At 64.3% G+C, this 23,825-nt stretch carries 22 protein-coding genes; 8 read left to right on the forward strand and 14 right to left on the reverse strand.

What is annotated here, in order from left to right:
• Positions 1 to 91: 91 nt before the first annotated feature.
• Entirely contained in the window at positions 92 to 490 is a 399-nt protein-coding gene (locus V8J83_RS05150) for a BLUF domain-containing protein (RefSeq protein WP_339984134.1), read from the reverse strand.
• Positions 491 to 620: 130 nt separating this feature from the next.
• Between V8J83_RS05150 and V8J83_RS05155 the strand changes: the two genes are divergently transcribed.
• The gene (locus V8J83_RS05155) at positions 621 to 1,436 is read left to right on the forward strand and encodes an AraC family transcriptional regulator (protein ID WP_339984136.1); all 816 of its coding nucleotides are present in this window, start codon (positions 621 to 623) and stop codon (positions 1,434 to 1,436) included.
• 156 nt (positions 1,437 to 1,592) lie between these two features.
• Complete coding sequence (locus V8J83_RS05160; RefSeq protein WP_339984137.1) at positions 1,593 to 2,384, forward strand: FkbM family methyltransferase; 792 nt, start codon at positions 1,593 to 1,595, stop codon at positions 2,382 to 2,384.
• A gap of 62 nt (positions 2,385 to 2,446) precedes the next feature.
• On the opposite strand, the gene V8J83_RS05165 is transcribed toward V8J83_RS05160, so the two are convergent.
• From V8J83_RS05165 to V8J83_RS05190, 6 genes are all read right to left on the reverse strand, one after another.
• Positions 2,447 to 3,580: an ABC transporter ATP-binding protein gene (locus V8J83_RS05165; RefSeq protein WP_339984139.1), complete on the reverse strand. Its 1,134-nt coding sequence runs from the start codon at positions 3,578 to 3,580 to the stop codon at positions 2,447 to 2,449.
• An 18-nt stretch (positions 3,581 to 3,598) separates the two neighbouring features.
• Positions 3,599 to 5,263 carry an alpha-glucosidase family protein gene (locus V8J83_RS05170; protein ID WP_339984141.1) on the reverse strand — a complete coding sequence of 555 codons (1,665 nt, stop codon included), beginning with the start codon at positions 5,261 to 5,263 and terminating at the stop codon, positions 3,599 to 3,601.
• Positions 5,264 to 5,276: 13 nt separating this feature from the next.
• Complete coding sequence (locus V8J83_RS05175) at positions 5,277 to 5,552, reverse strand: hypothetical protein (protein ID WP_339984143.1); 276 nt, start codon at positions 5,550 to 5,552, stop codon at positions 5,277 to 5,279.
• A gap of 17 nt (positions 5,553 to 5,569) precedes the next feature.
• Positions 5,570 to 6,787 carry a carbohydrate ABC transporter permease gene (locus V8J83_RS05180; protein WP_339984145.1) on the reverse strand — a complete coding sequence of 406 codons (1,218 nt, stop codon included), beginning with the start codon at positions 6,785 to 6,787 and terminating at the stop codon, positions 5,570 to 5,572.
• Positions 6,788 to 6,826: 39 nt separating this feature from the next.
• A complete protein-coding gene (locus V8J83_RS05185) occupies positions 6,827 to 7,807 on the reverse strand; it encodes a carbohydrate ABC transporter permease (protein WP_339984147.1) in 981 nt (326 codons plus the stop codon).
• A 159-nt stretch (positions 7,808 to 7,966) separates the two neighbouring features.
• Positions 7,967 to 9,316 carry an ABC transporter substrate-binding protein gene (locus tag V8J83_RS05190; RefSeq protein WP_339984149.1) on the reverse strand — a complete coding sequence of 450 codons (1,350 nt, stop codon included), beginning with the start codon at positions 9,314 to 9,316 and terminating at the stop codon, positions 7,967 to 7,969.
• 261 nt (positions 9,317 to 9,577) lie between these two features.
• On the opposite strand from V8J83_RS05190, the gene V8J83_RS05195 reads away from it, so the two are divergent.
• The 3 genes from V8J83_RS05195 to V8J83_RS05205 are packed head-to-tail and all read left to right on the forward strand — an operon-like array spanning position 9,578 to position 12,920.
• On the forward strand, positions 9,578 to 10,612 hold the full coding sequence (locus V8J83_RS05195; RefSeq protein ID WP_339984151.1) for a substrate-binding domain-containing protein: 1,035 nt from the start codon (positions 9,578 to 9,580) through the stop codon (positions 10,610 to 10,612).
• A 33-nt stretch (positions 10,613 to 10,645) separates the two neighbouring features.
• Positions 10,646 to 11,953: a GH1 family beta-glucosidase gene (locus tag V8J83_RS05200; protein ID WP_339984153.1), complete on the forward strand. Its 1,308-nt coding sequence runs from the start codon at positions 10,646 to 10,648 to the stop codon at positions 11,951 to 11,953.
• Positions 11,954 to 11,981: 28 nt separating this feature from the next.
• The gene (locus V8J83_RS05205) at positions 11,982 to 12,920 is read left to right on the forward strand and encodes a glucokinase (RefSeq protein WP_339984155.1); all 939 of its coding nucleotides are present in this window, start codon (positions 11,982 to 11,984) and stop codon (positions 12,918 to 12,920) included.
• 42 nt (positions 12,921 to 12,962) lie between these two features.
• Here the strand turns inward: V8J83_RS05205 and V8J83_RS05210 are convergent, their stop codons facing one another.
• Positions 12,963 to 13,853 (reverse strand): aldo/keto reductase, encoded by an 891-nt coding sequence (locus V8J83_RS05210; protein ID WP_339986000.1) that lies wholly within the window; start codon positions 13,851 to 13,853, stop codon positions 12,963 to 12,965.
• A gap of 11 nt (positions 13,854 to 13,864) precedes the next feature.
• Positions 13,865 to 15,019: an LLM class flavin-dependent oxidoreductase gene (locus V8J83_RS05215; protein ID WP_339984157.1), complete on the reverse strand. Its 1,155-nt coding sequence runs from the start codon at positions 15,017 to 15,019 to the stop codon at positions 13,865 to 13,867.
• 100 nt (positions 15,020 to 15,119) lie between these two features.
• On the opposite strand from V8J83_RS05215, the gene V8J83_RS05220 reads away from it, so the two are divergent.
• The 3 genes from V8J83_RS05220 to V8J83_RS05230 are packed head-to-tail and all read left to right on the forward strand — an operon-like array spanning position 15,120 to position 17,856.
• On the forward strand, positions 15,120 to 15,872 hold the full coding sequence (locus tag V8J83_RS05220; RefSeq protein ID WP_339984159.1) for a GntR family transcriptional regulator: 753 nt from the start codon (positions 15,120 to 15,122) through the stop codon (positions 15,870 to 15,872).
• Positions 15,873 to 15,900: 28 nt separating this feature from the next.
• Positions 15,901 to 16,989: a Gfo/Idh/MocA family protein gene (locus tag V8J83_RS05225; protein ID WP_339984161.1), complete on the forward strand. Its 1,089-nt coding sequence runs from the start codon at positions 15,901 to 15,903 to the stop codon at positions 16,987 to 16,989.
• A 21-nt stretch (positions 16,990 to 17,010) separates the two neighbouring features.
• On the forward strand, positions 17,011 to 17,856 hold the full coding sequence (locus V8J83_RS05230) for a glucosamine kinase nucleotide-binding domain-containing protein (RefSeq protein ID WP_339984163.1): 846 nt from the start codon (positions 17,011 to 17,013) through the stop codon (positions 17,854 to 17,856).
• Positions 17,857 to 17,860: 4 nt separating this feature from the next.
• Here the strand turns inward: V8J83_RS05230 and V8J83_RS05235 are convergent, their stop codons facing one another.
• The 5 genes from V8J83_RS05235 to V8J83_RS05255 all read right to left on the reverse strand — a co-directional run bounded on the left by V8J83_RS05235 (position 17,861) and on the right by V8J83_RS05255 (position 23,674).
• Positions 17,861 to 18,580: a VIT1/CCC1 transporter family protein gene (locus V8J83_RS05235; RefSeq protein WP_339984165.1), complete on the reverse strand. Its 720-nt coding sequence runs from the start codon at positions 18,578 to 18,580 to the stop codon at positions 17,861 to 17,863.
• Positions 18,580 to 19,989: an FAD-binding oxidoreductase gene (locus tag V8J83_RS05240; protein ID WP_339984167.1), complete on the reverse strand. Its 1,410-nt coding sequence runs from the start codon at positions 19,987 to 19,989 to the stop codon at positions 18,580 to 18,582. The genes V8J83_RS05235 and V8J83_RS05240 overlap by 1 nt, the downstream gene beginning before the upstream one ends.
• 468 nt (positions 19,990 to 20,457) lie before the next feature.
• Complete coding sequence (locus V8J83_RS05245) at positions 20,458 to 20,835, reverse strand: rhodanese-like domain-containing protein (protein ID WP_339984169.1); 378 nt, start codon at positions 20,833 to 20,835, stop codon at positions 20,458 to 20,460.
• Between the two features lie 13 nt (positions 20,836 to 20,848).
• Positions 20,849 to 21,982 (reverse strand): flavodoxin-dependent (E)-4-hydroxy-3-methylbut-2-enyl-diphosphate synthase, encoded by a 1,134-nt coding sequence (gene ispG / locus V8J83_RS05250; protein WP_339984171.1) that lies wholly within the window; start codon positions 21,980 to 21,982, stop codon positions 20,849 to 20,851.
• Positions 21,983 to 22,198: 216 nt separating this feature from the next.
• The gene (locus tag V8J83_RS05255; RefSeq protein ID WP_339984173.1) at positions 22,199 to 23,674 is read right to left on the reverse strand and encodes a helix-turn-helix domain-containing protein; all 1,476 of its coding nucleotides are present in this window, start codon (positions 23,672 to 23,674) and stop codon (positions 22,199 to 22,201) included.
• Between the last annotated feature and the right edge of the window lie 151 nt (positions 23,675 to 23,825).

Below are 23,825 nucleotides of genomic sequence, written 5' to 3' on the forward strand. Positions count from 1 at the left end.
CGGGGTTGTGTTTGGGTCAGCATAGCATGTTAGCGCTAACGGTACCAGTGGCAATCTGGCACAGGGCGCCCTGCCCCAGCGGCGCGGCGGCCTAACTTGTGCGCTGTGCGATGGCCTTGAAGACGGCGCGGAAATGGTCGGGCCCGGCCTGTTCGAGCGCGCCGGAGGTGACTTGATCCTCGGTCCAGGCGACGGAGAGAGCGGGGTCGTGCAACATCGCCCAATCGCCGAACATGCGGCTGGGTGCCGGGGCATCGAGGCGCAACATCACATCGACGTGGCGGTCGTCCTTTTTGATCCGGTCGAGCGTGTTGCGCACGGCACCGTCTTCGCCTTCGAGATATTGCAGATAGACATCGCGCCGACAGACCAGCGCACCGGTCACCCCATCGCGCCGATTGCAGCGGCGGGCATCCAGCAGCAGGCCCGAAAGCAGGTTTTCGTCGTAGCCGAACGGGGTGGAGGAATAGACGATCTGGGTGACGGACACGGGGGGTGTTTCCTATGGTTCAGGCGAGAGCATAGCGAATTGCGGCGGCACTGTCGTGCGGAATGTCACATGCGATCAAGCGCGCGCTGCGGCGGGCTGGCAAAAGGGAGGCGATGCAACGGAGAGATCCATGGCCCTGACGAACCGATTGATCTGGCAAATCGAAGCGCATTTGGACGAAACGCTGTCGCTTGAGACTTTGGCGGATCGGTGCGGTGTGAACGTGCACCACATGTGCCGGGCGTTTCGGCAGGCGACCGGATTGTCGATCAAATCCTACGTCCGGGCCCGACGGTTGAGTGCTGCGGCGCGTGTGATCGCGGGCGGCGAGGCCGACCTGCTCGGCGTTGCGCTGAATGCGGGCTATGGATCTCACGCGGCATTCACCCGCGCCTTCGTGGCGTATCTGAGGGTGCGACCCTCGGATGTCAAAAAGGCCGGGAATTTGGATGGATTAACCCTTATGGAGCCTTTGGAAATGGACAAATCAATGATCGTAGACGTGGCCGCGCCCGAGATCCGGGAGCACGGGGCGTTTCGCGTGGTGGGGCTTGGCACGCAGGTGCGCGGCTTTGACATCAGCGCGGTGCCGGGCCTGTGGCAGAGCTTTGCGCAGCGCTACCTTGAGATCGGGCCGCCCGGGGTGACCTATGGGGTAAGCTACGATACTGGCGAGACCGGCGATTTCCATTACATGGCCGGGATGGAGGGTCCGAACGTGCCCGACGGCATGCAGACGCTCGACATTCCGGGCGGGCGTTACGCGGTGTTCACCCATCGCGGGACGGTTGGGGACCTGCCGAAGACGATTTATTCGATATGGAACAAGGCGCTGCCGGATGCGGGGCTGACACCGGCGCCGGCCCCGGAGTTCGAGCGCTACGACGACAGGTTTGATGCCGTGACGGGGCGCGGAGAGGTGGAGATCTGGATCCCGCTGGCGTGAGACGCGGGCAGCGCAGGGGGGATTGGGCGATTGAGGCGCGATCCGTCCCCTTGTGGCGGTCAGGTCCGGGCGGTACGGTCCGCGCGTCGGGACGGCCTCGGGCGCTATGCGTTCTGGAGCGATGGACCGGATATCGCAGGCGTTTCGGTGACAAAGATGCAAAAGATCCATACCGCGCACCGCGCCCTGAAAGTGGCAAATGCCAAATCCGCGCTCAAGGGGCGCGATGTCCGGTTCGGATACGAGGACGCGGTTGATCTGTTCTTCGCCGAAGACGGGGATCGGCGGCAGTACTTCCATAATTTCAGACGTGGGGCCAGTATTTACAAATACGGCCTGACCCATCGCGCGAAACAATTGTGGAATTCCTATTGCCTCGAGCATGTCGAAATGCGCCCCGATGATGTCGTGGTGGATTGCGGTGCGAATTATGCCGATCTCTGGCTGACATTGCGGGGCCGCATTGCGCCGGAGAACTACATTCCATTCGAGCCGGGAGACGGTGAGTTCAAGTCGATTGCGCAGAATGCGCCGGATTGCACCAATATGAACTATGGGCTTGGAAACAAGGCGGAAACGCTGACGTTCTATGTGAACGAAAAGGATGCGGATTCCAGTTTTATCGAGCCGTCCCGATATGATGCGAAAGTGACGCTTTCAACGCTCAGGCTGGATGATTTCGTCGAAGAGCAGGAGTTGCGCGCCATTCGGTTGTTCAAGCTGGAAGCGGAAGGATTTGAGCCCGAGATCCTGCAAGGCGCGGAACGTGCCTTGAAGATCATAGATTACGTCGCAATTGACGGCGGCAATGAGCGCGGCGCGGCGAAAGAGCAGACTTTCACGGACCAGGCCAATTTCCTGTTCGAGCACGGATTTGAGATGCTCGACGTCAAATTGAGCTGGGGCCGCGCCCTGTTCCGAAACAAGGCGCTTCAGGACGCGGCATAGGCCCGCCGCGATCGGCGACGGCGTGGTCTTTGTCGACATCCGACGCGTGAGTCAGCCGCGCCTCAGTGCGGTTGGACGCCCGGAAGGAACACGGCCTCGTCGCGGTAGTTCAGACTGATCCCGTCCTTGAACACATGCACCTTTTCCGGTGCTGCGGTGAGTTTGACGTCGTTGCCGCGCAGGTTCTTGTGGATGCCCGCAAGCTTGCCGATGACCGGATCATCGTTCGGGTCGGCGCGCTTGAAGTAGAGCAATGTGACCTCGCCGAGGGCTTCGGTGATCTCGACCGTGCCGTGATAGGCGAAGTCCGAGCCGTCGGCCTCGACCATATCCTCGGGGCGGATGCCGACCTCGACCACGGCCCCCATGTCGGCCTCGTTGGAGGGATAATGGGAGGTGATCGTACCGCCGCCCTGCTCCATTTCGAGCGTCGTGACGGCGCCGGTACCGACGATCTTGCCTTTCATCAGGTTCATCGCGGGTGAGCCGATGAACTTGGCCACGAAGGTGGAATTGGGCTTTTCATAGAGCGTCAGCGGTGAGCCGACCTGCGCCACGCCGCCGCCTGCCAGAACGACGATGCGCGAGGCCAGCGTCATGGCCTCGACCTGGTCGTGGGTGACGTAGATCATGGTGCTGTCGGGCATCTCTTCCTTGAGCTGCGCGATCTGAATGCGGGTGGCGACACGCAGGGACGCGTCGAGGTTGGAGAGCGGTTCGTCAAAGAGGTAGACCTTCGGGTCACGCACGATCGAGCGGCCAATCGCGACGCGCTGCCGCTGCCCGCCGGAGAGCGCTTTGGGCAGACGGTCGAGGAAGTTTTCCAGCTGCAGCTTTTCGGCGGCGGCGTTGACCTTGCGATTGATCTCATCGGCGCTGTCGCCCGCGATTTTCAGCGCAAACGCCATGTTATCGCGCACCGTCATGTGCGGATAGAGCGCGTAGGATTGGAACACCATGGCAATGCCACGCTCGGACGGGGGAACATCATTGACCACGTCGCCGTCGATCTCGAGCGCGCCGCCGGTGATCTTTTCGAGCCCCGCGATCATCCGCAGAAGCGTGGACTTGCCACAGCCCGAAGGCCCGACGAAGACGATCAATTCGCCCTGTTCGATGTCCAGGTTGATGTCGCGCAGCACCTGAACGGTGCCGCCATAGGTCTTTTCGACATCCGTCAATTTCAAATTGGCCATGCCCCGTCTCCCTCCGGTTTAGTGGCTGTCCGCGGCGCGCGCCGCGAAATAGGCTTGGAACGGCGGCAGCGTGACGCCGTTGTCGGTTTCCAGCGGCTCGAACGGCGCGCCGCGGTCTTGGGTCCAGACGCCGTCGGGCAACGTGATCGGCAGCGCGCCGCCGGTCATGTTGAATGCGCAAAACAGCGTCTGATCCCCGTGCATGCGCAAAAAGGACAGGATGCCGTCGGATGTATTCAACAGCTCCAGGCTGCCCTTTGTGAGGGCGTCGTAGCTTTGCCGGAACGCGATCATCCTGCGGTAGAAATGCAGCGTCGAGTCGGGGTTCTGGCTTTGATTGGCCACCGATTGCGACAGGTGTTCAACGGCCACCGGCAGCCACGGTTTGGCATCGGAAAAGCCGCCGTTCTGGTTGTCGGCGATCCAGGGCATCGGCGTGCGGCACCCGTCGCGGCCCTTGAACTTGGGCCAGAAGCGGATGCCGTAGGGATCCTGCAAATCCTCATAGGCGACATAGGCCTCGGTCAGACCCAGTTCCTCGCCCTGATATAGGCAGACGGAGCCGCGCAGGCTGAGCAGAACGCCGGTGATCAGGCGGCGGCCCTGCTCGCCAAGGTTCCAGCGCGAGGCATGGCGCACCACGTCGTGGTTGGAAAACGCCCAACAGGCCCATCCGTCGCCGATCTCGTTCTCGTAATCGAGAAGCACCGCGCCGAAGCGCTCGGCGGTGGGCGGCTGGCCAGAGAGAAATTCGAACGAATAGCACATGTGCATCTTGTCGCCGCCGGACGTGTATTCGGCCTGAAGCTGGAGGCCGTACTGGCCATCTCCGACCTCGCCCACGGCGGTCACGGCGGGGTATTCATCCATCACCGCACGCAGACGACGCAGGAATTCGAGGTTCTCGGGCTGGTTCTTGTCATAGAGGTGGTCCTGCCAATTGTAGGGGTTCACCTCGGGCGCGATGGTGGCATTGCGCGCGGCGGGATCGAGCGCGGGATTGTCGCGCAACTGCTTGTCGTGGATATAGAAATTGATCGTGTCGAGGCGGAAGCCATCGACGCCACGATCCAGCCAGAAGCGCGCGACGGACAGAAGCTCTTCCTGCACATCCGGGTTGTGGAAATTCAGATCGGGCTGTTCCTTGAGGAAATTGTGCAGGTAATACTGCATCCGCTCGCCCGACCATTCCCAGGACGAGCCGCCGAAGATCGACAACCAATTGTTGGGCGGCGTGCCATCGGGTTTGGCATCGGCCCAGACATACCAATCGGCCTTGGCGTTGGTGGTGTTGGATTGGCTTTCCTGAAACCACGGATGCTGGTTCGAGGTATGGCTGAGCACCAGATCGATGAGCACCTTCAGACCCAGATCATGGGCACGCGCGATCAGGGCGTCGAAATCGCCAAGGCTGCCGAACATGGGATCGACATCGCGGTAATCGCTGACGTCATAGCCGAAATCGAGCATCGGAGAGCGGAAGAACGGCGAGATCCAGACCGCGTCGACGCCAAGCTCGGCGATGTGCTCCATCCGGTGGATGATGCCCGCAAGATCGCCGATCCCGTCCCCGTTGCTGTCCTGAAAACTGCGCGGGTAGACCTGATAAATAACGGCGCCGCGCCACCAATCGGTGTCGGGAGCGATGATTTTGCCCTTGGGCATGTCTTGCATCAGGTTCATGTATTCAAGTTTCCTATTGAAGTCCGATTTGCTGCATGCTCAGCAAAACGTCGTCGCCAAAGATCAAGATCATATTGCTTCCGGGCACGCCATTGCCATCCCACGCCACCGACCGGATCGTGACGCCGTCGCACCCGATGCGGTCGACCACCTCGGCCACTGACAAGCCGGGGGCCAGCGTGTCATGCGCGGCGAGTGTGGCGCGGCATGTCGGGCTCGCCTGCGCGCTTGCACCGGTGGCGCAAACCACACCGGCCGCGCAAATCGCAAGGGCCGGGCCACGGGCCATGGCAGGGACAACGCAGCTCACTTCACGGACCCCGCCAGAAGGCCGCGCACGAGGTAGCGTTGCATGGTGAAAAACACCAGAAGCGGGATCGCGATCGACACGAAGGCCGCTGTCGCAAGGATGCCCCAATCGCCGCCCCGCGAGCCCAGAAGGTCGTCGGCGATCTTGACCGTCATGACCTGGCTGTCACCCGAGGCCGGCAGGAAGACCTTTGCCACCAGCAAATCGTTCCAGGTCCACAGGAATTGGAAGATCGCAAAGCTCGCCAGGGCCGGGAAGCTGAGCGGCAGGATGATCTTGGTGAAGATCTGGAAATCCGTCGCCCCGTCGACCTTGGCGGATTCGATGATGTCACGCGGCAGGCCGACCATGTAGTTGCGTAACAAATAAATCGCGAGCGGCAGGCCAAAGCCGGTATGGGCCAGCCATATCCCCAAAAAGCTCTGCCCGATGCCGATCTGCACATGCAGATTCAAAAGCGGCACCAGCGCCAGTTGCAGGGGCACGACCAGCAGGCCCACAACGGTCGCGATCAACAGACCCCGGCCCGGGAAATCCATCCACGCCAGCGCATAGGCCGCGAAAGCCGCGATCAGGATCGGGATGATCGTTGCCGGGATCGTGACCGTCAATGTATTGATGAAGTTGCGGAATATGCCTTCTTCCTCGAACAGAAGCTCACCGAAGCTGGCGCCCGAGGCGATCTCTTCGCCGCGTTCGTCCTCGTCGAGGCCGGTCAGGACCTGCGCATAATTGTCCAAGGTGAAATCCGGCGGTGTTTCAGCCAGGAAGTAGAGCCGCGGCGCGCCGTCTATGGGCTCGGGCGACGTGTAGACATAGGAGCCATCGGGGTCGATCCGGACAATGCCGCCGTCGCGGTTTTCGGCCTCCGTCCCGGCGGCGAACGCGCCCGGCTCACGCCCGCGCAGGCCAAAGGCCGAAACCGAGCTTTCACCGCTGGCGAAGCTGTCGCGGACCTCTTCGGTGGTGAAGATATTCCCCTCGATCGCAAACATCCCGTCCTGTTCCACGGGGGTCGCGTCGCCGCGGGTGCGATAGCTCAGCTCGACCGCGAAGGGCGCCACCCACCAGCCCGAAGCGCTGATCTGATCGCGGTCCCGGAACGAGCTGACGAAGAGACCCACGGTCGGGATCAGCCACGCCAACACGATCAGGAACACCGCGATGTTGGTGACGACTGAAAGGCTGCTTTTCTGTCCGGCGATGTTATCCATTGGTCTTGCTCCTTGCGTCGCGGGCCATCGGGGCCAGGCTCAGCGCATTTCCTTGCGGGCTTGCACGATGTTCCAGATCATCACCGGCAAAACCACCAGCATGATCACGAAGGCCACGGCGGTGGCTTGCCCGTCATCGCGGAACATGAAGTCCATCATGAACGACGGCAGGATGTCGGTGCCGAAATTGCCGCCGGTCATCGTGTAAACGATGTCGAAGACCTTCAGCACGAGGATCGTGATCGTGGTCCAGACGACCACGATCGTGCCCATGATCTGCGGCACCTTGATCTTGAAGAACACCTGCATCGGGCTGGCCCCGTCAATGATCGCGGCCTCGATGGTTTCCTCGGGAATACCGCGCAGGGCGGCGGACAGGATCACCATGGCAAAGCCCGTCTGGATCCAGACGAGGATGACCATCAGCAGGAAGTTGTTCCAGAAGCCGATCTGCAGCGGGTCGATGCCCTCTTCCGCACCGAAGAAGACGCGAATGGCGTTGATGATGCCGATGTCGGGGTCCTGGGCGTAGACGAATTTCCAGATCAGCGAGGCGCCGACAAAGCTGATGGCCATGGGCATGAAAATGATAGATTTGGCGATATTGCCCCATCTCAGCTTGTCGGTGAGCTGCGCGATCACGAGGCCCAGGAAGGTCGAGAGCGCGGGCACGACCAGCGCCCAGAGGATGTTGTTGAAAAACGCTTGCCGGAAATCGGGGTTGTTGAACAGGCGCGCGTAATTGCCCAGGCCCACGAATTCATCGCCCGAGCGGTCGTAGAGCGAGCGAAAGAACGAGCCCACCACCGGGTACATCAGGTACAGCCCAAGCGCGAACATCGCGGGAAACAGGAACACCCATGGCCGAAGCTGGTTGGCGCGGTTGATGTTGCGCCCGGCGTTGGCGCCACGGGCGGGGAACAGAACCTTATCGATGAACAGGTTGGCGAAGTAGAAATATCCGACGCATCCGCCGACGCCGACCACGATGGTGATGATGCCTTGAATGAATGGCGACATGGGCCGCGCCCTCCCCGGTCGAGTGTGTGTGGGCCGATGCGCTCGATCCGGGCGGGCCGCTTTGGGCCGCTTTTGTCGGGCCGGTTGTGCGGCCTTCGGAGTGGGCCCCGGCCCGCGCGTGGCGGGCCGGGGCCGTTTGTCAGGCTCCGTGAGAGGGCCTTACTGGATCTCGTCCCAACGCGCCTGGATCTCTCCGGCGACCGTGGCCGCATCCGCACCGCCGACATAATCGACCATGCCGGACCAGAAGATGCCTGCACCGATCTCGGACGGCATAAGGTCGGACGCGTCGAACCGGAAGGTCGTGGCGCCGAGAAGGATGTCGTTCATCTGACGCAGGGTGCCGGAGGCAAACAGATCAGAGTTCACGCCGGTATGCGGGGTCAGGAAGCCAGACTGCGCCATCCACACTTCGTGGGCGATCGGCGTCTGGAGGAACGCGATCAGGGCCTGCGCCGCTTCGCTGTCCTGGGTGATGCCGAAGGCCGTGCCTGCGCCGAGAACCGGCGAGCCGAGGTCTTCACCGGCGAATGCGGGGAAGTAGAAGAAATCCGCATCCGCATCTTCGGGGAAGAAGGTCGGGATGAACGATGCCTGGCGGTGCATGTAGCATTCCGCCGGGAAGGTGAACAGGCCACCGGGGCTGTCGCGGAAGTCGGTGGATGCGACTGCTTCGGCACCACCGTTTACCCAATCGTCGTTGCGCGCGAAAGAGCCGAAGACTTCGATCGCGTTGACCACTTCGGGCGCGTCGAACGGCATCTCGTTGGCGACCCAGGCGTCATAGACGTCGGGCGATTGGGTGCGCAGCATGATGTCCTCGACCCAGTCGGTCGCGGGCCAGCCTGTCGCGGCCCCCGATCCCAGACCGATGCACCACGGCGTCTCGCCATCGGCGACGATCTGGTCGGACAGCGCGATCAGGTCTTCCATCGTCTCGGGCACGTCGTAGCCCGCTTCGTCAAAGGCCTCGGGCGAGTACCAGACAAGCGATTTCACGTCGACCTTGTAGAAGAACCCGTAGAGCGCCTCGGCGCCATCGGGACCTGCGGCGGTGGCCAGCGACACCCACGATTCGCCCGCGGCGTAGTTTTCGCGCAGCCAATCGGCGGTCTCGTCGCTGAGCGGGGTCAGTTCACCGCGCGACGCGAGGTCGGAGATCAGGCCCGGCTGCGGAAACACGGCGATGTTGGGGGGGCTGTCGGCCTGCGTGGCGATCACGATGTCCTGCTCGAAGCTGTCGGAGCCGGAGTATTCGACGACCGCGCCGGTGGCGCTTTCGAAGTAATCGAGGACGGAGTTCACAAGTTCCGCATCCGCGCCGGTCCATGGCCCGGTGATCGTCACGGTCTGCCCGGCCAGATCGAAGCCGTCGGCGAACGTCGTGTAGCTATCCCAGTTGAAATCGCCTTCACCAATGGCAAAAACGTGGTTGATGTGACCATCAGCCAGCGCGCCGCCCGCGGAAAGCGCCAGTGCAGCCGCACTGGCCAGATACATCTTCTTCATGTGTGACCTCCCAGTCAGTTTCGCGTCATCGGCTTGGCCTGACGCGTGCGTAGCCCCGCTGCGCCTCTCTCCAAAGCGCTTTGGGTTGATGCAACCCTTGCCGATGCAACGGCCCGTGTCAATCGAACTCTGCAGCTGCTCGCATTTCCGCAAGCAAATGGCCAGTGTGTGCTTGGTTTTCGCAATTGCCCCTTTGACAGGCGCGGCAGGCGGACGCTACGGTCACCGACACTTTCGAAGCGCTTTGGAAGCCGATTTCGCATGAACCTCAAGCAATTGTCCGAGTCGCTCGGGCTGAGCCAAACCACCGTAAGCCGGGCTTTGAACGGCTACCCCGAGGTGCGGGAAGAAACCCGCCTGCGGGTGCAGGCGGCGGCGGAAGCGGCGCAATATACGCCCAACGTCAAGGCGCGCCGCCTTGCGACCGGGCGCGCGATGGCGATCGGCCACGTGATGCCGATGGTGCACCGCTCGGAGATGGTGAACCCGATTTTCGCCGATTTCATCGCCGGTGCGGGCGAGGTCTATGCGCGCGAGGGCTATGATTTGCTGCTGTCGATCGTGCCGGTCGACGAGACCGAGGCCGCCTACCGTCAGATGTCGGCCAATGCGTCGGTCGATGGCGTCATCGTGCAGGCACCGACGATGGAGGACCCTCGCGTGCCGCTCCTGCAGGAGCTTGGCCTGCCGTTTCTGGTGCATGGCCGGACCGCTTCGCCGCAGGGGTATTCGTGGCTCGACGTGGCCAATATCCGCGCGTTCCAGCGGGCGACCGAGTTTCTTCTCGACCTCGGGCACCGCAAGATTGCGCTGGTCAACGGGCAGGAAACGCTCGATTTTGCGCGCCGACGCCGGGTCGGGTTCGAGCAGGCCATGGCCGCGCGCGACCTAGCGCCGAACCCGGCGTGGATGCAATCGGATGTGATGACCGAGGAATACGGATACCGTGCCGCGAGTGAGATGCTCGACGCGCCAAACCCGCCCACTGCGTTTCTTGCCGCCTCGATCATTCCCGCCATCGGGATCCGCCGCGCGGCCGGCGAGCGCGGGCTGCGGATTGCGAAGGACGTGTCGATCATCTGCCATGACGACGGGCTCAGCTACCTTGGAAACGAGGGCAACGAGATGCCCGGCGGGCCCGCCTTTACCGCCACAAGGTCCTCGATCCGGGCAGCGGGGACGCGCTGCGCCGAGATCCTGCTGAGCCTGATCGACACGCCGAACCAACCGCCCGTTCAGGAGCTGTGGGACACCGACCTGACCGTCGGGCGGTCCACCGGCCCTGCCCCGGTCTGATCCCGATTACCCTACTTGTTTCAAGGACATGACATGAATTTCACCCGCGCCGACTTTCCGGACGGCTTCCGCTTCGGCGTCGCCACCTCCGCCTATCAGATCGAGGGCCACCAATTCGGCGGCGCAGGCCCGACCCATTGGGACAGTTTCGCCGCGACGCCCGGCAATGTGGTGCGGTTCGAAGATGGCGCGCGGGCCTGCGACCATTACCACCGGCTCGACGAGGACCTTGATCTGATCCAGGGGCTCGGCGCGGATGTCTACCGCTTCAGCACGTCCTGGGCGCGGGTCATGCCCGAAGGCACCGGGGCGGTGAATGGCGAAGGGCTGGATTTCTACGACCGGCTGGTCGACGGACTGCTGGAGCGTGGCGTGTCGCCCGCGCTGACTCTCTATCACTGGGAATTGCCGCAGGCGCTGGCCGACCGCGGTGGCTGGCGCAACGCCGACATGCCGCATTGGTTTGCCGAGTATACGGAGGTTGTGGCGCGCCGTCTGGGCGACCGTCTGTGGTCACTTGCACCGATCAACGAGCCGTGGTGCGTCGGCTGGCTCAGCCATTTCGACGGCCACCATGCGCCGGGCCTGCGCGACATCCGCGCCACGGCGCGCGCGATGCACCACGTGCTGCTGAGCCATGGGCGCGCCATTCAGGTGTGCAAGGGCTTGGGCATGCAAAACCTGGGCGCGGTTTGCAATTTCGAATGGGCCACGGCGGCCAGCGATGCGCCGGAAGACATGGCCGCGACGGCACGCTACGACGCGATCTACAACCGGTTCTTCCTGGGCGGGTTGTTCAAGGGGGAATATCCGGCGGAGGTTCTGGAGGGGCTGGCGCCGTATCTGCCCGCCGGATGGCAGGACGATTTCGCCACGATCCAGTCGCCGCTGGATTGGCTTGGCGTGAATTTCTACACCCGCAAGCGCATCGCACACCGGGCCGACGCACCCTGGCCCGCCTACCAGGAGCGGCCCCCGCAAGGCCCGCTGACCGATATGGGATGGGAGATTTATCCCGACGCCCTGCATCAATTCCTGACCCGGGCGGCGCGGGAATATACCGGTGATCTGCCGATTTATGTGACCGAGAACGGCATGGCCTCGGCCACCACACCCGACCCCGATCGTATCGCGTATCTCGATGAACACCTGCGCGCAGTGCAGGCCGCCGTGGCCGATGGCGCGCCCGTTGCGGGCTATTTCGTGTGGTCTTTGATGGACAATTACGAATGGGCGCTTGGCTACGAGAAGCGCTTCGGCCTGGTGCATGTGGATTTCGAGACCTTGGCAAGAACGCCCAAAGCGTCCTATCACGCGCTCGCAGATTGGTGGCGCAGCTGACGCGCCGCCCGGAATAGGATTGCCCATCATGGCCCTTTCGCTTGTCGCAGATATCGGCGGCACCAACACGCGCGTGGCCCTTGCCGATGACGCGGCGGTCCGTATGAATAGCGTGTCGCGCTATCGCAACGCCGACCACGGCGGGATCGCGGCGGTGATCGCGCGCTATCTGGCTGACACCGGGCAGGACCGCGCGGCCGTGACGGGCTGTTGCGTGGCGATGGCGGGGCCGGTGCATGACGGCGTGGGGACGTTGACCAACCTGGATTGGCGGATCGACAAGACGGTGCTGGCCGAGGCGCTGAGCGCCGAACGGGTCGCCGTGCTCAACGATTTGCAGGCGCAGGGCCACGCCATCGGACAGGTTGCGGCAGACGATCTACAGGAGGTTCTGCCGCAGCCCTCGACCAACCCCAAGGCCGCCAAGCTGGTGATCGGGATCGGCACTGGCTTCAACGCCTGCCCCGTCTTCGATACCGCCGCCGGGCGGTTCGTGCCGCCCTCGGAGGCAGGCCACGTGAGCCTTCCGGCCTCCATCGAAGCGCTGCATCCGCTGTTGGGCGATCTGTGCGACGCCAAGGGCTTTCCCTCGGTGGAAGAGGTCCTGTCGGGCCGGGGCGTGCGCCACCTGCACCGGGCGCTGCACGGCGAAGACATCGACCCGGCCGATGTTCTGGCGCGCATCGCCGAGGGTGAGGTCGCGGCCTGCGCCACGGGCGCGTTGTTCGTGCGCGTGATGGGCGAGAGCGCCGGTAGCCTGGCACTTTCGCACTTGCCGTTCGGTGGCATTTACATGGTCGGCGGCGTCACCCGCGCCTTCGCCCCGCATCTGGCGCAGTTCGGCTTCACCGATGCGTTCCGCGGCAAGGGGCGGTTTTCGGGCTTCATGGAGCAGTTCGGCGTCAGCGTCGTGACGGATGATTATGCCGCGCTGACGGGCTGCGCGAACCACCTGTCGCACCTGTGAGCCTGCGCAACACTGCTTGAGCCTGCGGCTGTCCTCGCAGCGTCACGCCACCTCGTGACCGAGCGCTGCGGTGTAGATCTCGAACCAATCAACGCGGGTGAGGTTCACTTTAAGCGTGTCCGACAAGCCCTTGATCCGGCTCAGGTTGTTGGTCCCCATGACAGGAAGGATCCGCGCCGGATGGTGCAACAACCAGGCGATGGCCACGGCATCCGCACCGACGCCGTGATCTGCGCCAACCCGGTCCAGAACCGCGCGGACCGCCGCGCCGTCTTTGCCAAAGAGCGTCCCACCGGCCAGCGGCGACCATGCCATCAGGGGCTGCCCCTGACGCTGGTGAAAGGCCACGTCGCCATTGGTGAAGGGCGCGTGGTGCAGGACCGACATTTCGATCTGGTTGGTGGCCAGGGGCGTGTCCATCGCCGATTGCAGAAGCTCCCAATCCCACGGGCGGAAGTTCGACACACCCACGGCGCGCACCTTGCCGGAGGCGACCAGTCCGTCCAGGCACGCGCCGGTTTCCGCATGGTCCATCAGTGGGTCGGGACGGTGGATCAAAAGCAGGTCGATGACATCAATCGCCATCTCTTTCAGGGAGGTATCGACGCAGGCCGTCACATAGTCCGCGCTGGTGTCGTAATATTTGACCCGTTTTTCGGAATGCTTGCCGATGGGCGCCACGATATCACATTTGGTGACGATCTCGACCTTGTCGCGCAGACCGGGCGCGGCTTTGAACGCGGCGCCCAGAAGCCCTTCGGCGATGTAGCCGCCATAGATATCGGCCTGATCCATCGTAGTGATGCCCTGCGCCAGGCAGGCTTCGACCTTGGCCTGCACATGGGCGGGCGAAGTGTCGTCATCATCCCCAAGCCGCCACATGCCGTAGACGATGCGGGACATTTCGATGCCCCCAACGGTGACACGATCCATTTCACGGGCCATTAGCGGCGCTCCCCTGTGCCCAGAGGTGTGGCGGGTGTGCCGGACGGCACGCGCCCGTAAACCTCTGGCATTGAACATGTTTTCAGATCGGGCATGACCAGTCGCCCGAAGTGCTTGCATTCATCCATATGCGGATAGCCCGAGAAGATGAAGGCGCGGATGCCCATCTTTTTGTACGCTTCGATCTGCGTCAGGACCTGATCGGCGGAGCCCACCAAAGCCGCGCCGCAACCCGACCGCGCCCGGCCAATACCAGTCCACAGATGCGGCTCCACGTAGCCGAATTTGTCGGCCAATTCGCGCGCCTTGGCCTGATGCGACACCCCGAGAGAGCCCGAATCCAACGCCCGTTCGCGGATCAGCTGGCCGTACTCATCATCCAGCTTGGAGGTCAGATGCTCGGCATAGTCGCGCGCCTCCGCCTCGGTGTCGCGCACGATCATATGCACGCGCAGCCCGTAATCGAGCGTCCGGCCATAGCGTTCGGCGACCGCGTTCACGTCGCGCATCCGCTGCGCCAGCGCCTCTTTCGGCTCGGGCCACATCAGATAGACATCGCAATGCTGCCCGCACAGCTCCAGCGCGGCCGGGGAATAACCGCCGAAATAGAGAAGCGGTCCGCCGGTCTGATAGGGGCGCACGGGGTCGGTGGTTAATCCTTCGAAATCGTAGACCTCGCCCTTGTAGGTGATCTCGTCTCGGGTCCAGGCCTGCTTGAGGATCTCGACCACCTCGCGCGAGCGTTGGTAGCGAAAGCCCGACTCCGCCGTCTCGCCCGGAAAGTCCGACGAGATGATGTTCACCGTCAGCCGCCCTTCGAGCATGTGGTCGAGCGTGGCGATGGTCCGCGCCAGCATGATCGGCTGCATCTCGCCGCAGCGCACGGCGGCCAGCAGGTTGATCTTTTCGGTGATCGGCGCGCAGCCCGCCACGAACGACAGCGTGTCCTGGCCCACCTGATACGACGACGGGCACAGGATGTTGCGAAACCCCTGACGCTCGGCCTCCTGCACGATGCCCGAACAATGCGCCCAGGACGAGCGCAGGCGACCATCGGGCACGCCCAGGAATTCGTAATCGTCCGAGCAGAGCGCCGCGAACCAGCTGACCTCGGCGGCGTCAAGATCCGCCGATGTGACGGGAACCACTGTCATCCCTCGCGTCCTCCCTTGCGCGGTCGTCTCACCTCGGGTAGCACCGCAACAGCACTATATCAATGGTATATCAATTCTGGCCAGCGGGGGAGGACGCGCGATGCCAAAACCGCTGCGCGCCGCCGCTGCGCCGCCACCGACGGACACCACGTCCGGCGCCCTTCCGACCTATTTGCGCATCGCCGAAGACTTGACCCGCGACATCGGATCGGGCCGCATGGCGGCGGGTCACAAACTGCCCCCCGAACGCGCGATGGCCGCCGACAAGGGCGTGGCCGTCGCCACCTTGCGCAAAGCGCTGCAGTTGTTGGTGGATCGTGGGCTGATCGAGCGTCGGCAGGGCTCGGGCAATTACGTCTTGGGCGGCAATCGCTCGGTGGGCACCTACGCGTTGTTGCGCCTGGAATTGGCGGGTCAGGGGGGCGGCCTGCCGACAGCGCGCATCCTCGACATGACGCGCGCGGCCAAGCCCGCCGCGCTGCCTGCGATCGGGGCCTCCGACATCGGGCTGCGGATCCGGCGCTTGCGGTTTCTGTCCGACACCCCTGTCGCGGTCGAGGAAATCTGGCTCGACGCGCGGTGGCTCGACAAGGGGGCGCTAACGCCGAAAACCGTCTCGGAATCGCTTTATCGCAGTTATGAGGACCGGCTTGGCCTCAAGATCGACGCGGCCGAGGATGTGATCCGCATGGGGCCCCTGCCCGACTGGGCGCCCGCCGAATTTGGCGCGGCGCCGGGCCAGAACCTCCCGTTGATTGAACGCCGCGCCTTCGATCAGGGGGCGCAGCCCGCCGAGGCAAGCTGGACCTGGTACGATCCGACCCGTGCCCAATATTTCGCGAGGGTCCCCTGAGACCCCGCCCATAACAGGGAAATAGAACATGACGCGCTACGGCATCGTCGGCTCCGGGATGATGGGGCAAGAGCATATCCGCAACATAGCACTCCTGTCCGGGGCCGAAGTCACCGCCTTTTTCGAGCCGGACGAGGGCATGGCCGCGGCGACATCGGCACTGGTGCCCCACGCCGTGCGCTGTGCGGATCTGGAGGCCGTCGTGGCACGCGATGATGTCGACGCGCTGGTGGTGGCCTCGCCCAACCACACCCATGTGGAGGTGCTGGGGCGCATCGCAGCCACACGCGCCCTGCCCGTCCTGATGGAAAAGCCGCTTTATACCGACCCCGCCGATGCGCCGGTTCTCGCCAGGCTGGTCAAGGAATATCCCGCCCCGATCTGGGTCGCGATGGAATACCGCTACATGCCCCCCGTCGCGAAATTCCGCGAGCTGTGCGATGCGGCGACCGGCGAGATCAAGATGCTGGCGATCCGTGAACATCGCTTTCCGTTTCTGGAAAAGGTCGGCGACTGGAACCGGTTCAACCGCAATTCGGGCGGCACGCTGGTCGAGAAATGCTGCCACTTCTTCGATCTCATGCGCCTGATCCTCGACGATGAGGCGGTGCGCGTGATGGCAAGTGCGGGCCAGGCCGTGAACCACCTTGACGAGCGCTACAACGGCGAGGTGCCCGATATCTGGGACCACGGTTTCGTCATCGTCGATTTCGCCCGTGGCGCGCGCGCGATGCTGGATCTGTGCATGTTCGCCGAGGGCAGCGAATATCAGGAGGAGATCAGCGCCGTCGGCCCCTCCGGCAAGATCGAGGCCAAGGTGCCCGGCCCCACGCGGTTCTGGAACTTCGACATCGGGCCTGCGCCCACGCCCAAGGTCATCGTCAGCCCGCGCCTGCCCACGACCGGCAAGATCGTGCACGAGACGCCGGTGGACAAGGATCTGCTGACGGCGGGCGATCACCACGGCTCGACCTATTACCAACACCTGCGCTTCCTCGATGTGGTGCGCAAGGGCGCGCGGCCCGAGGTCACGCTGGCCGATGGCGCAGCGGCGGTGCGCATCGGCATGGCCGCGCAGGAGAGTGCCGCGACGGGCCAGGCGGTTTCGCTGATCTGAGTGGCGCGGTATGCTTTGGCCATGACGGACCGGATCGACATCGGCATTGACGGCGGCGGCTCGGGTTGCCGGGTTGTGGTCTCGACGCAGGGTCGCGCGGCGCGCGCGACAGGCGGCCCGGCCAATGTCGTAACCGACCCCGCCGCAGCCGAGGCCGCAATCCGCGCCGCCCTTCTGGGCGCGCTGGGGCAGATGTCGCTGAGCCTCGATAATATGCAAAGCGCCCGCGTCGTGGCAGGGCTAGCCGGGTGCCGCCTGCCTGGCACAGCCGATGCCTTCGCGATGCGCCTGCCGTTTCTTGCCAATGTGGTGGACGACAGTGTGACGGCGCTGGAAGGCGCGTTTGATGGCGATCAGGGCACTTTGGTCAACCTTGGAACGGGGTCGTTCTTCATCCGCCGCGACGCGCGCGGGATCACCCATCATGGTGGCTGGGGCGTTCAGATCGGCGATGAAGGCTCCGCCGCGTGGCTCGGGCGCGAAGCATTGCGGCAGTTGATGTGGATCGAGGACGGGCGCGCGCCGCATTGGTCACACGACCCCTTGCGCCAACAGATATGGCGGGCCCTTGACGCGCATCCGGTGGAGTTTGCGGCCAATGCGACACCCGAGGCGTTTGGTCAGTTGGCCCCGCTGGTCGTGGCGAGCGACGGGGACTGGGCCCACAGTTTGCGCTCAAAGGTGCTGCGTGAAGTTGTGATCGCCTTTGAAGACATCGGCCATCCCGACGGCGCACCTTGGGTCATGACCGGAGGCTTGGGCGCGGCCTTGGTGGAGCGCACCCCCGACGCGCTGCCGCCTGGGTCAAGACCTGCTGCAGGCACCGCCCTTGACGGCGCGCTCGCCATGGCGCGGGCCCTGCCCTGAGCGGCTAGAGCACTTCGCCCACCAACGCGCCGATGGCACTGGTCGCCGCCATCGCCAGCGCGCCCCACAGGATCACGCGCAAAGCCGCCCGCCCGCGCGGCGCGCCACCAGCCTGCGCCCCCAGCGCGCCCAACAATCCCAACGCCACCAAAGTGCCTGCCGCCACCCACCAGATCAGCCCCGACACCGGCACAAACGCCGCCACGCCAAGTGGCACCGCCGCCCCTGCCGCAAACGTCGCCGCCGAGACCAGAGCCGCCTGCACCGGGCGCGGCGGCGAGAGGTCCGTGAGGCCGATCTCGTCGCGCAGATGCGTTGTCAACGCATCGTGTTGCGTCAGTTCTTCGGCCACTTCCGCAGCAAGATCCGAACGCAACCCGCGCTCTTCGTAGATTGCCTGCAACTCGGCCAATTCGCCTTCGGGATTGGTCTCCAATTCGCGCCGTTCGCGCGCCACATCGGCCTTTTCGACATCGGCCTGGCTCGACACCGAGACATATTCCCCCGCCGCCATGCTCAGCGCACCGGCCACCATGCCCGCAAGCCCTGCCAGCAGGATCACCGCCTTGTCGCCCGATCCCGCAGCCACCCCCGCGATCAGCGACGCGGTGGACAGGATCCCGTCATTGGCCCCCATCACCGCCGCACGCAGCCAGCCCGAACGCCCCGACAAATGCGGTTCGGCATGGGCGGAGGGCACGGTTGAAGCGGTCGGGCGCACCATCAGTTCGGCAGGCGCATTTTGCCGGGGTTGAAGATGTTGTCGGGGTCAATCCCGCGCTTGATCGCCGCCATCATCGCAATCGCCTCCGAGCCAAGCTCGCGTTCGAGGTATTTCGCCTTGCCCTGCCCGATTCCATGCTCGCCTGTGCAGGTGCCGTCCATCGAAATCGCCAGATCATTGAGCCAACCCACGAAGCCTTCGGCCCGCGTGATCTCATCGGCGTTCTCCATATCAATCAGCAGGAGCGTGTGGAAATTCCCGTCCCCCACATGGCCCACAACCGGTGCGGTGAACCCAAGCTCCGCCAGCTTGGCTTGCGTCGCGGTCACGCAATCGGCCAGCCGCGACAGGGGCACGCAGACATCGGTGGAAATGCCCTGCGCACCGGGGCGCAGTTGCAACGCCGCCCAATAGGCATCATGGCGCGCCTGCCACAGCGCGGTGCGTTCTTCCTCGCGGGTGGTGAAGGTAAAGCCGGTGCCGCCGTGTTCGGCCGCGATCTCGCCAAAGACCTCGGCCTGTTCGGTGACGCCCGCCTCGGTGCCGTGAAATTCCAGCAGCAGAAGCGGCGCCTCGGGCAGTGAGAGTTTGGAATAGGCATTGCACGCCCGCACCTGCAGCGCGTCGAGCAGTTCGATCCGCGCCACCGGCAGCCCGTATTGGAAGCTGGTGATGACCGCGTTGCACGCCGCCTCGACGCTGGGGAAGGAACACGTCGCGGCGGAGGTCGCCTCGGGAATGCCCTGCAGCTTGAGGGTCAGTTCGGTGATCAGCCCAAGCGTGCCTTCGCTGCCGACGATCAACCGCGTGAGGTCGAACCCGGCGGAGGTCTTGCGCGCGCGCTTGGCGCTTGTGACGACCTCGCCCGTCGGCAGCACCGCCTTCAACGCCAGCACATTGTCCTTCATCGTCCCATAGCGCACCGCGCAGGTGCCGCTGGCATTCGTGGCCGCCATCCCCCCAAGCGAGGCGTCAGCACCGGGATCAATCGGAAAGAACAGCCCCGTATCGCGCAGATGCATATTGAGCGCCTTGCGCGTCACGCCGGGCTGGATCGTGACATCCATATCCGCTGCATGGACGGCCAGAACCTGATCCATCTGGCTGAAATCAACGCTGATCCCGCCCGCAGGCGCGTTCACATGGCCCTCCAGTGAGGTGCCGGTGCCGAACGGAATGACCGGCACGCGGTGGGTGGCGCAGATGCGCACGATCTCCTGCACCTCTTCGGTCGATTGCGGAAAGATCACCGCATCGGGGGGCTGGTTCTTGAGCCATGTGGTGGTGTGGCCATGCTGCTCGCGCAGGCTTCGCCCGGTTTCGACACGCGGCCCGAAGCGTTGCGTCAGAACGCCAAGGGCCGTGGCGATGCCGTCTTCGTTGCGCGGCAGATCCGCAATCAATGCCATGTTGGTTTCCCCTCGGTGACGCGCGAAAGCTACCAGCCGGCGGGGCCCGCCTCAAGCGGATGCCGGAAGTCTTGAGGGGGCGCTGCCCCCGTCGCCAAAGGCGCGCCCCCCCGGAGTATTTCTGAAACGAGCAAGCGCGCATTTACGCAGAGTTAACCGTCCTGTGCGACATCGAAGATGCGGTACAGGCTGGAGAGCCGATGGCCGTAAACGAGGAAGGCCCCCGGCTGTGTTCCGGGGGCTGACCGCGCCCTTTACCGCGCCGCGCCAGGGGCGAGCGCCCCTCTTCCTTGTTTCAAAAATACTCAAATCCCCGACCCGCCACCAGACACAGGCCTCCAATCCGCTGGCGCGCTGCCCCGCCACGACGCGCGGGCTTGCCCGCGCCCGGGGCGCGCCTCCCAACCGCGGGCGAAAGCTCTGCTTTCGGCCCGTGGGCGGGAGCGCGGCCGCGCGCGCGACCGGCGATCAGCTCTCTGTCGGGCCGCCCGCCTCTTTCCAGGCCGCGAAACCGCCGATGTTGGTGACATTGGTGAACCCCATGTCCTGAAGCGTCTTGCCGGCCAGCGCCGCCTGCCCTCCGGCGCCGCAGATCAGGTAAAGCGCGGCGTCTTTCTGCAAAACCGGATCATACAAGGCCTCAACCGCCGGATCAGCGCGGAACTCGATCATGCCGCGCGGAATGCGATGCGCGCCCGCGATGGTGCCCGATGCGGCAATGTCGGAACTGTCGCGCACATCGACAAAGACCGCGCCATCGGTGCTGTGTTTCGCCACCGCCTCCTCGGCGGACAGCTTCGGGACGGTGGCGTTCGCCGCCTCCATGTAATCCTTGGCACTTTTCATAATCTGTCGCTCCCTATTCCGCAGCCTGTTCGGCGGCGGCTTGCGCGGCCTCGATTTCTTCGGCCTTCTTTTCAACCTGTTCGACGATGTGTTCGACCATCTGATCGTTGCTCATCTTGTGGCTCTGTTTCCCGGCGAGATAGACCATGCCGCTGCCCGCCCCACCGCCGGTGAAGCCCACGTCGGTCATCAACGCCTCCCCCGGCCCGTTCACCACGCAGCCTATGATCGAAAGGCTCATCGGCGTCTTGATATGCTCCAGCCGCCGCTCCAGCGTTTCGACCGTCTTGATCACGTCAAAGCCCTGCCGCGCGCAGGACGGGCACGAGATGATGTTCACGCCGCGGTGCCGCAGCCCCAGCGATTTCAGGATCTCGAACCCGATCTTCACCTCTTCCACCGGATCGGCACTCAGGCTCACGCGCATCGTGTCACCGATCCCGGCCCACAGCAGATTGCCCAATCCGATGGCCGATTTCACCGTGCCGCCGACGAACCCGCCCGCCTCGGTGATGCCCATGTGAAACGGCGCATCCGTGTGGTCGGCCAGTTGCTGATAGGCGGCGGCGGTCATGAAGATATCGGACGCCTTCATCGAAATCTTGAAGTTCAGGAAATCGTTGTCCTCGAGGATCTTGATATGATCCAGCCCGCTTTCGACCATCGCGTCGGGGCACGGCTCGCCGTATTTCTCCAACAGATGCCGCTCAAGCGAGCCCGCGTTCACCCCGATCCGGATCGAACAATTATGATCGCGCGCGGCCCGGATCACTTCCTTCACGCGGTCCGGGCTGCCGATGTTGCCGGGGTTGATCCGCAGGCAGGCCGCGCCAGCCTCCGCCGCCTCGATCCCGCGTTTATAGTGGAAATGGATGTCGGCCACGATCGGCACCGGGCTTTCGCGGACAATCTCGTGAAGCGCTTTGGCGCTGTCCTGATCGGGGACCGACACGCGCACGATATCGGCGCCTGCCTCGGCTGCGGCCTGCACTTGCGCGATGGTGGCCTTGGCGTCGGTGGTCAGCGTGTTGGTCATCGTCTGCACCGAGATCGGCGCATCGCCGCCCACGGCGACGGACCCAACCATGATCTGACGGGTCTTGCGACGCTCGATATTGCGCCAGGGACGGATCGGATTGTGTGACATCTGGGGCGGCCCTCTTGCGGTCTTGAAGCCAAGATAGACCTGTCAGGCGGGCTGGACAATGCGGTGCATGCGACCGGATGTGCCATGCGAGGCGTCTTGTCGCCCTTTGGCGGTCAGATGATGGAGTTTTCGGACGTGTCGGGCCGTCCGGCAGGCACGCAATGCCCGATGGCGCGGGGCCGATGGCTCAGGGTCGATGGCGCAATGCCCAATGGCTCAGGGACGCGGCACCGGCCGTTCGGTCCCGTCTTCCGGCGTCTGCACCACCACCGGCAACGCGTTGCTGGCCAGGATCGAGGCGGCCACATCGGCGGGGATCTCCGGAAACAGCGTCAGGCCGGTCTCAAGCTGGCCCGCATTGGCCGCGCCCGTGGGGTCATAAACGACTGTCTGCTGCTGCTCCGGCACCTCCACCGGCGCCGCCGGGATCGCAGCCGCGTCCAGTACGAGCGAGGCGATTTCCGTCAGCTCCGGGTCGGCCGCCGTATCGGCGATGGAATAGGCCTGCGTCAGCGCATCGGCGGTCAATTCCACATCGCGCACGATCGACGCGCCGACGCCTGCGGGGCCCAAAGCCACGCCGTTGACCGCAAAATACAAAGAGCCCGCATTGCCCGAGCGCAGGATCGGGACGCTGTCACCCTCGGGGATCACGTAGCTGTCGCCCGCATTCAGCGTCGCCTCGTAGAGAGTGTCGCCCGCAGGCGAGGTCACCCGCACCCAGGTCGGGCGCGTCGCGAATATCATCACCTGATCGCTGGCTTGCGTGACCTGCACGGCAGGTGCCGTCGCGGGGGCTGCTGGCGCGTCGGGGCCCGCGCCTGGCGTTGTGACCTCCGCCAGGGTGCCGACCTCGTTCGGGTCAACCGTGCCGATGGCGCTGTCGCGCGGGGTCAAAACCGGCGCTTCAAGCGCTTGCGGACGGTAAAGCCGGTCCACCGCCTCGGGTCCCGGCACTTCGATGTCAAAGCCCTGCGCCACGTCAAAGGCCCCGTCCGACGCTCCGGCCAGCGGGTCCAGTTGCGCCAGCGGTGCGGAGGGCGCTTCGTCGATGGGCGCGATGTTGAGGCGTTGGATGTCGTGCAGGATCGCCCAGGCACCGTAGCCGATGCCGCATGTCAAAAGGACAAGAACCGCGATGGAGCCAAGCGCGCCGGGCTCGATCCGCGACAGAAAGCTGTCGTTGGCGGGCGCGTAGGATATCCGGGTCGAGGACATGACCTCGTTGGGGTCCAACCGGCGCGGGGCCTCGCCGACCTTGCGCTTGACCTCACCGGCCTGCCCGGCCGCGCCGCCATGGATGCCGCGAAATCCGGTGCCTTCGCAAAACCGTCGGAAGGTCCATTCCGGGTCAATGGACAGGTAGCGCGCGTAGGACCGCACGTAGCCCGCGATGAACCCGGGCGATTGAAACGCGCCGACATCGCCGTTTTCAATGGCGGCAATATAGGTCGCACGGATGCGCAATTCCCGCTCCACATCCAGCAGTGATTTGCCAAGCGTCGCGCGCTCGCCGCGCAGCAGATCACCCAGTGGCACGTCGTTGAGATCATAGCCGTCGAAGGCCGGGGGGGATGCGGGTTCTGCCGGAGAAACCGCCTGCGACGACACATCGGCACCGTGGGACAACCCGGTCGCGTCCTGCGCGTCCCGACGATCATCGCCCCGATACTGATCGTTGTCATGGCCCATGCGGCCTGCCCCGATTCTGTGGGTTCAGCCACCACCTGTCGTGGTGCGCTGCCCGCTTGTCCCAAGATGTTACCCCAAAGCGGGTGATTCCCAAAGGGCCCCCGCCGACTTTTGAATTCGATACCATGGCGCGCGCCTGCGATGCACCCCG

This window comes from Gymnodinialimonas ulvae (assembly GCF_037543845.1).
GTDB classification, from domain to species: domain Bacteria; phylum Pseudomonadota; class Alphaproteobacteria; order Rhodobacterales; family Rhodobacteraceae; genus Gymnodinialimonas; species Gymnodinialimonas ulvae.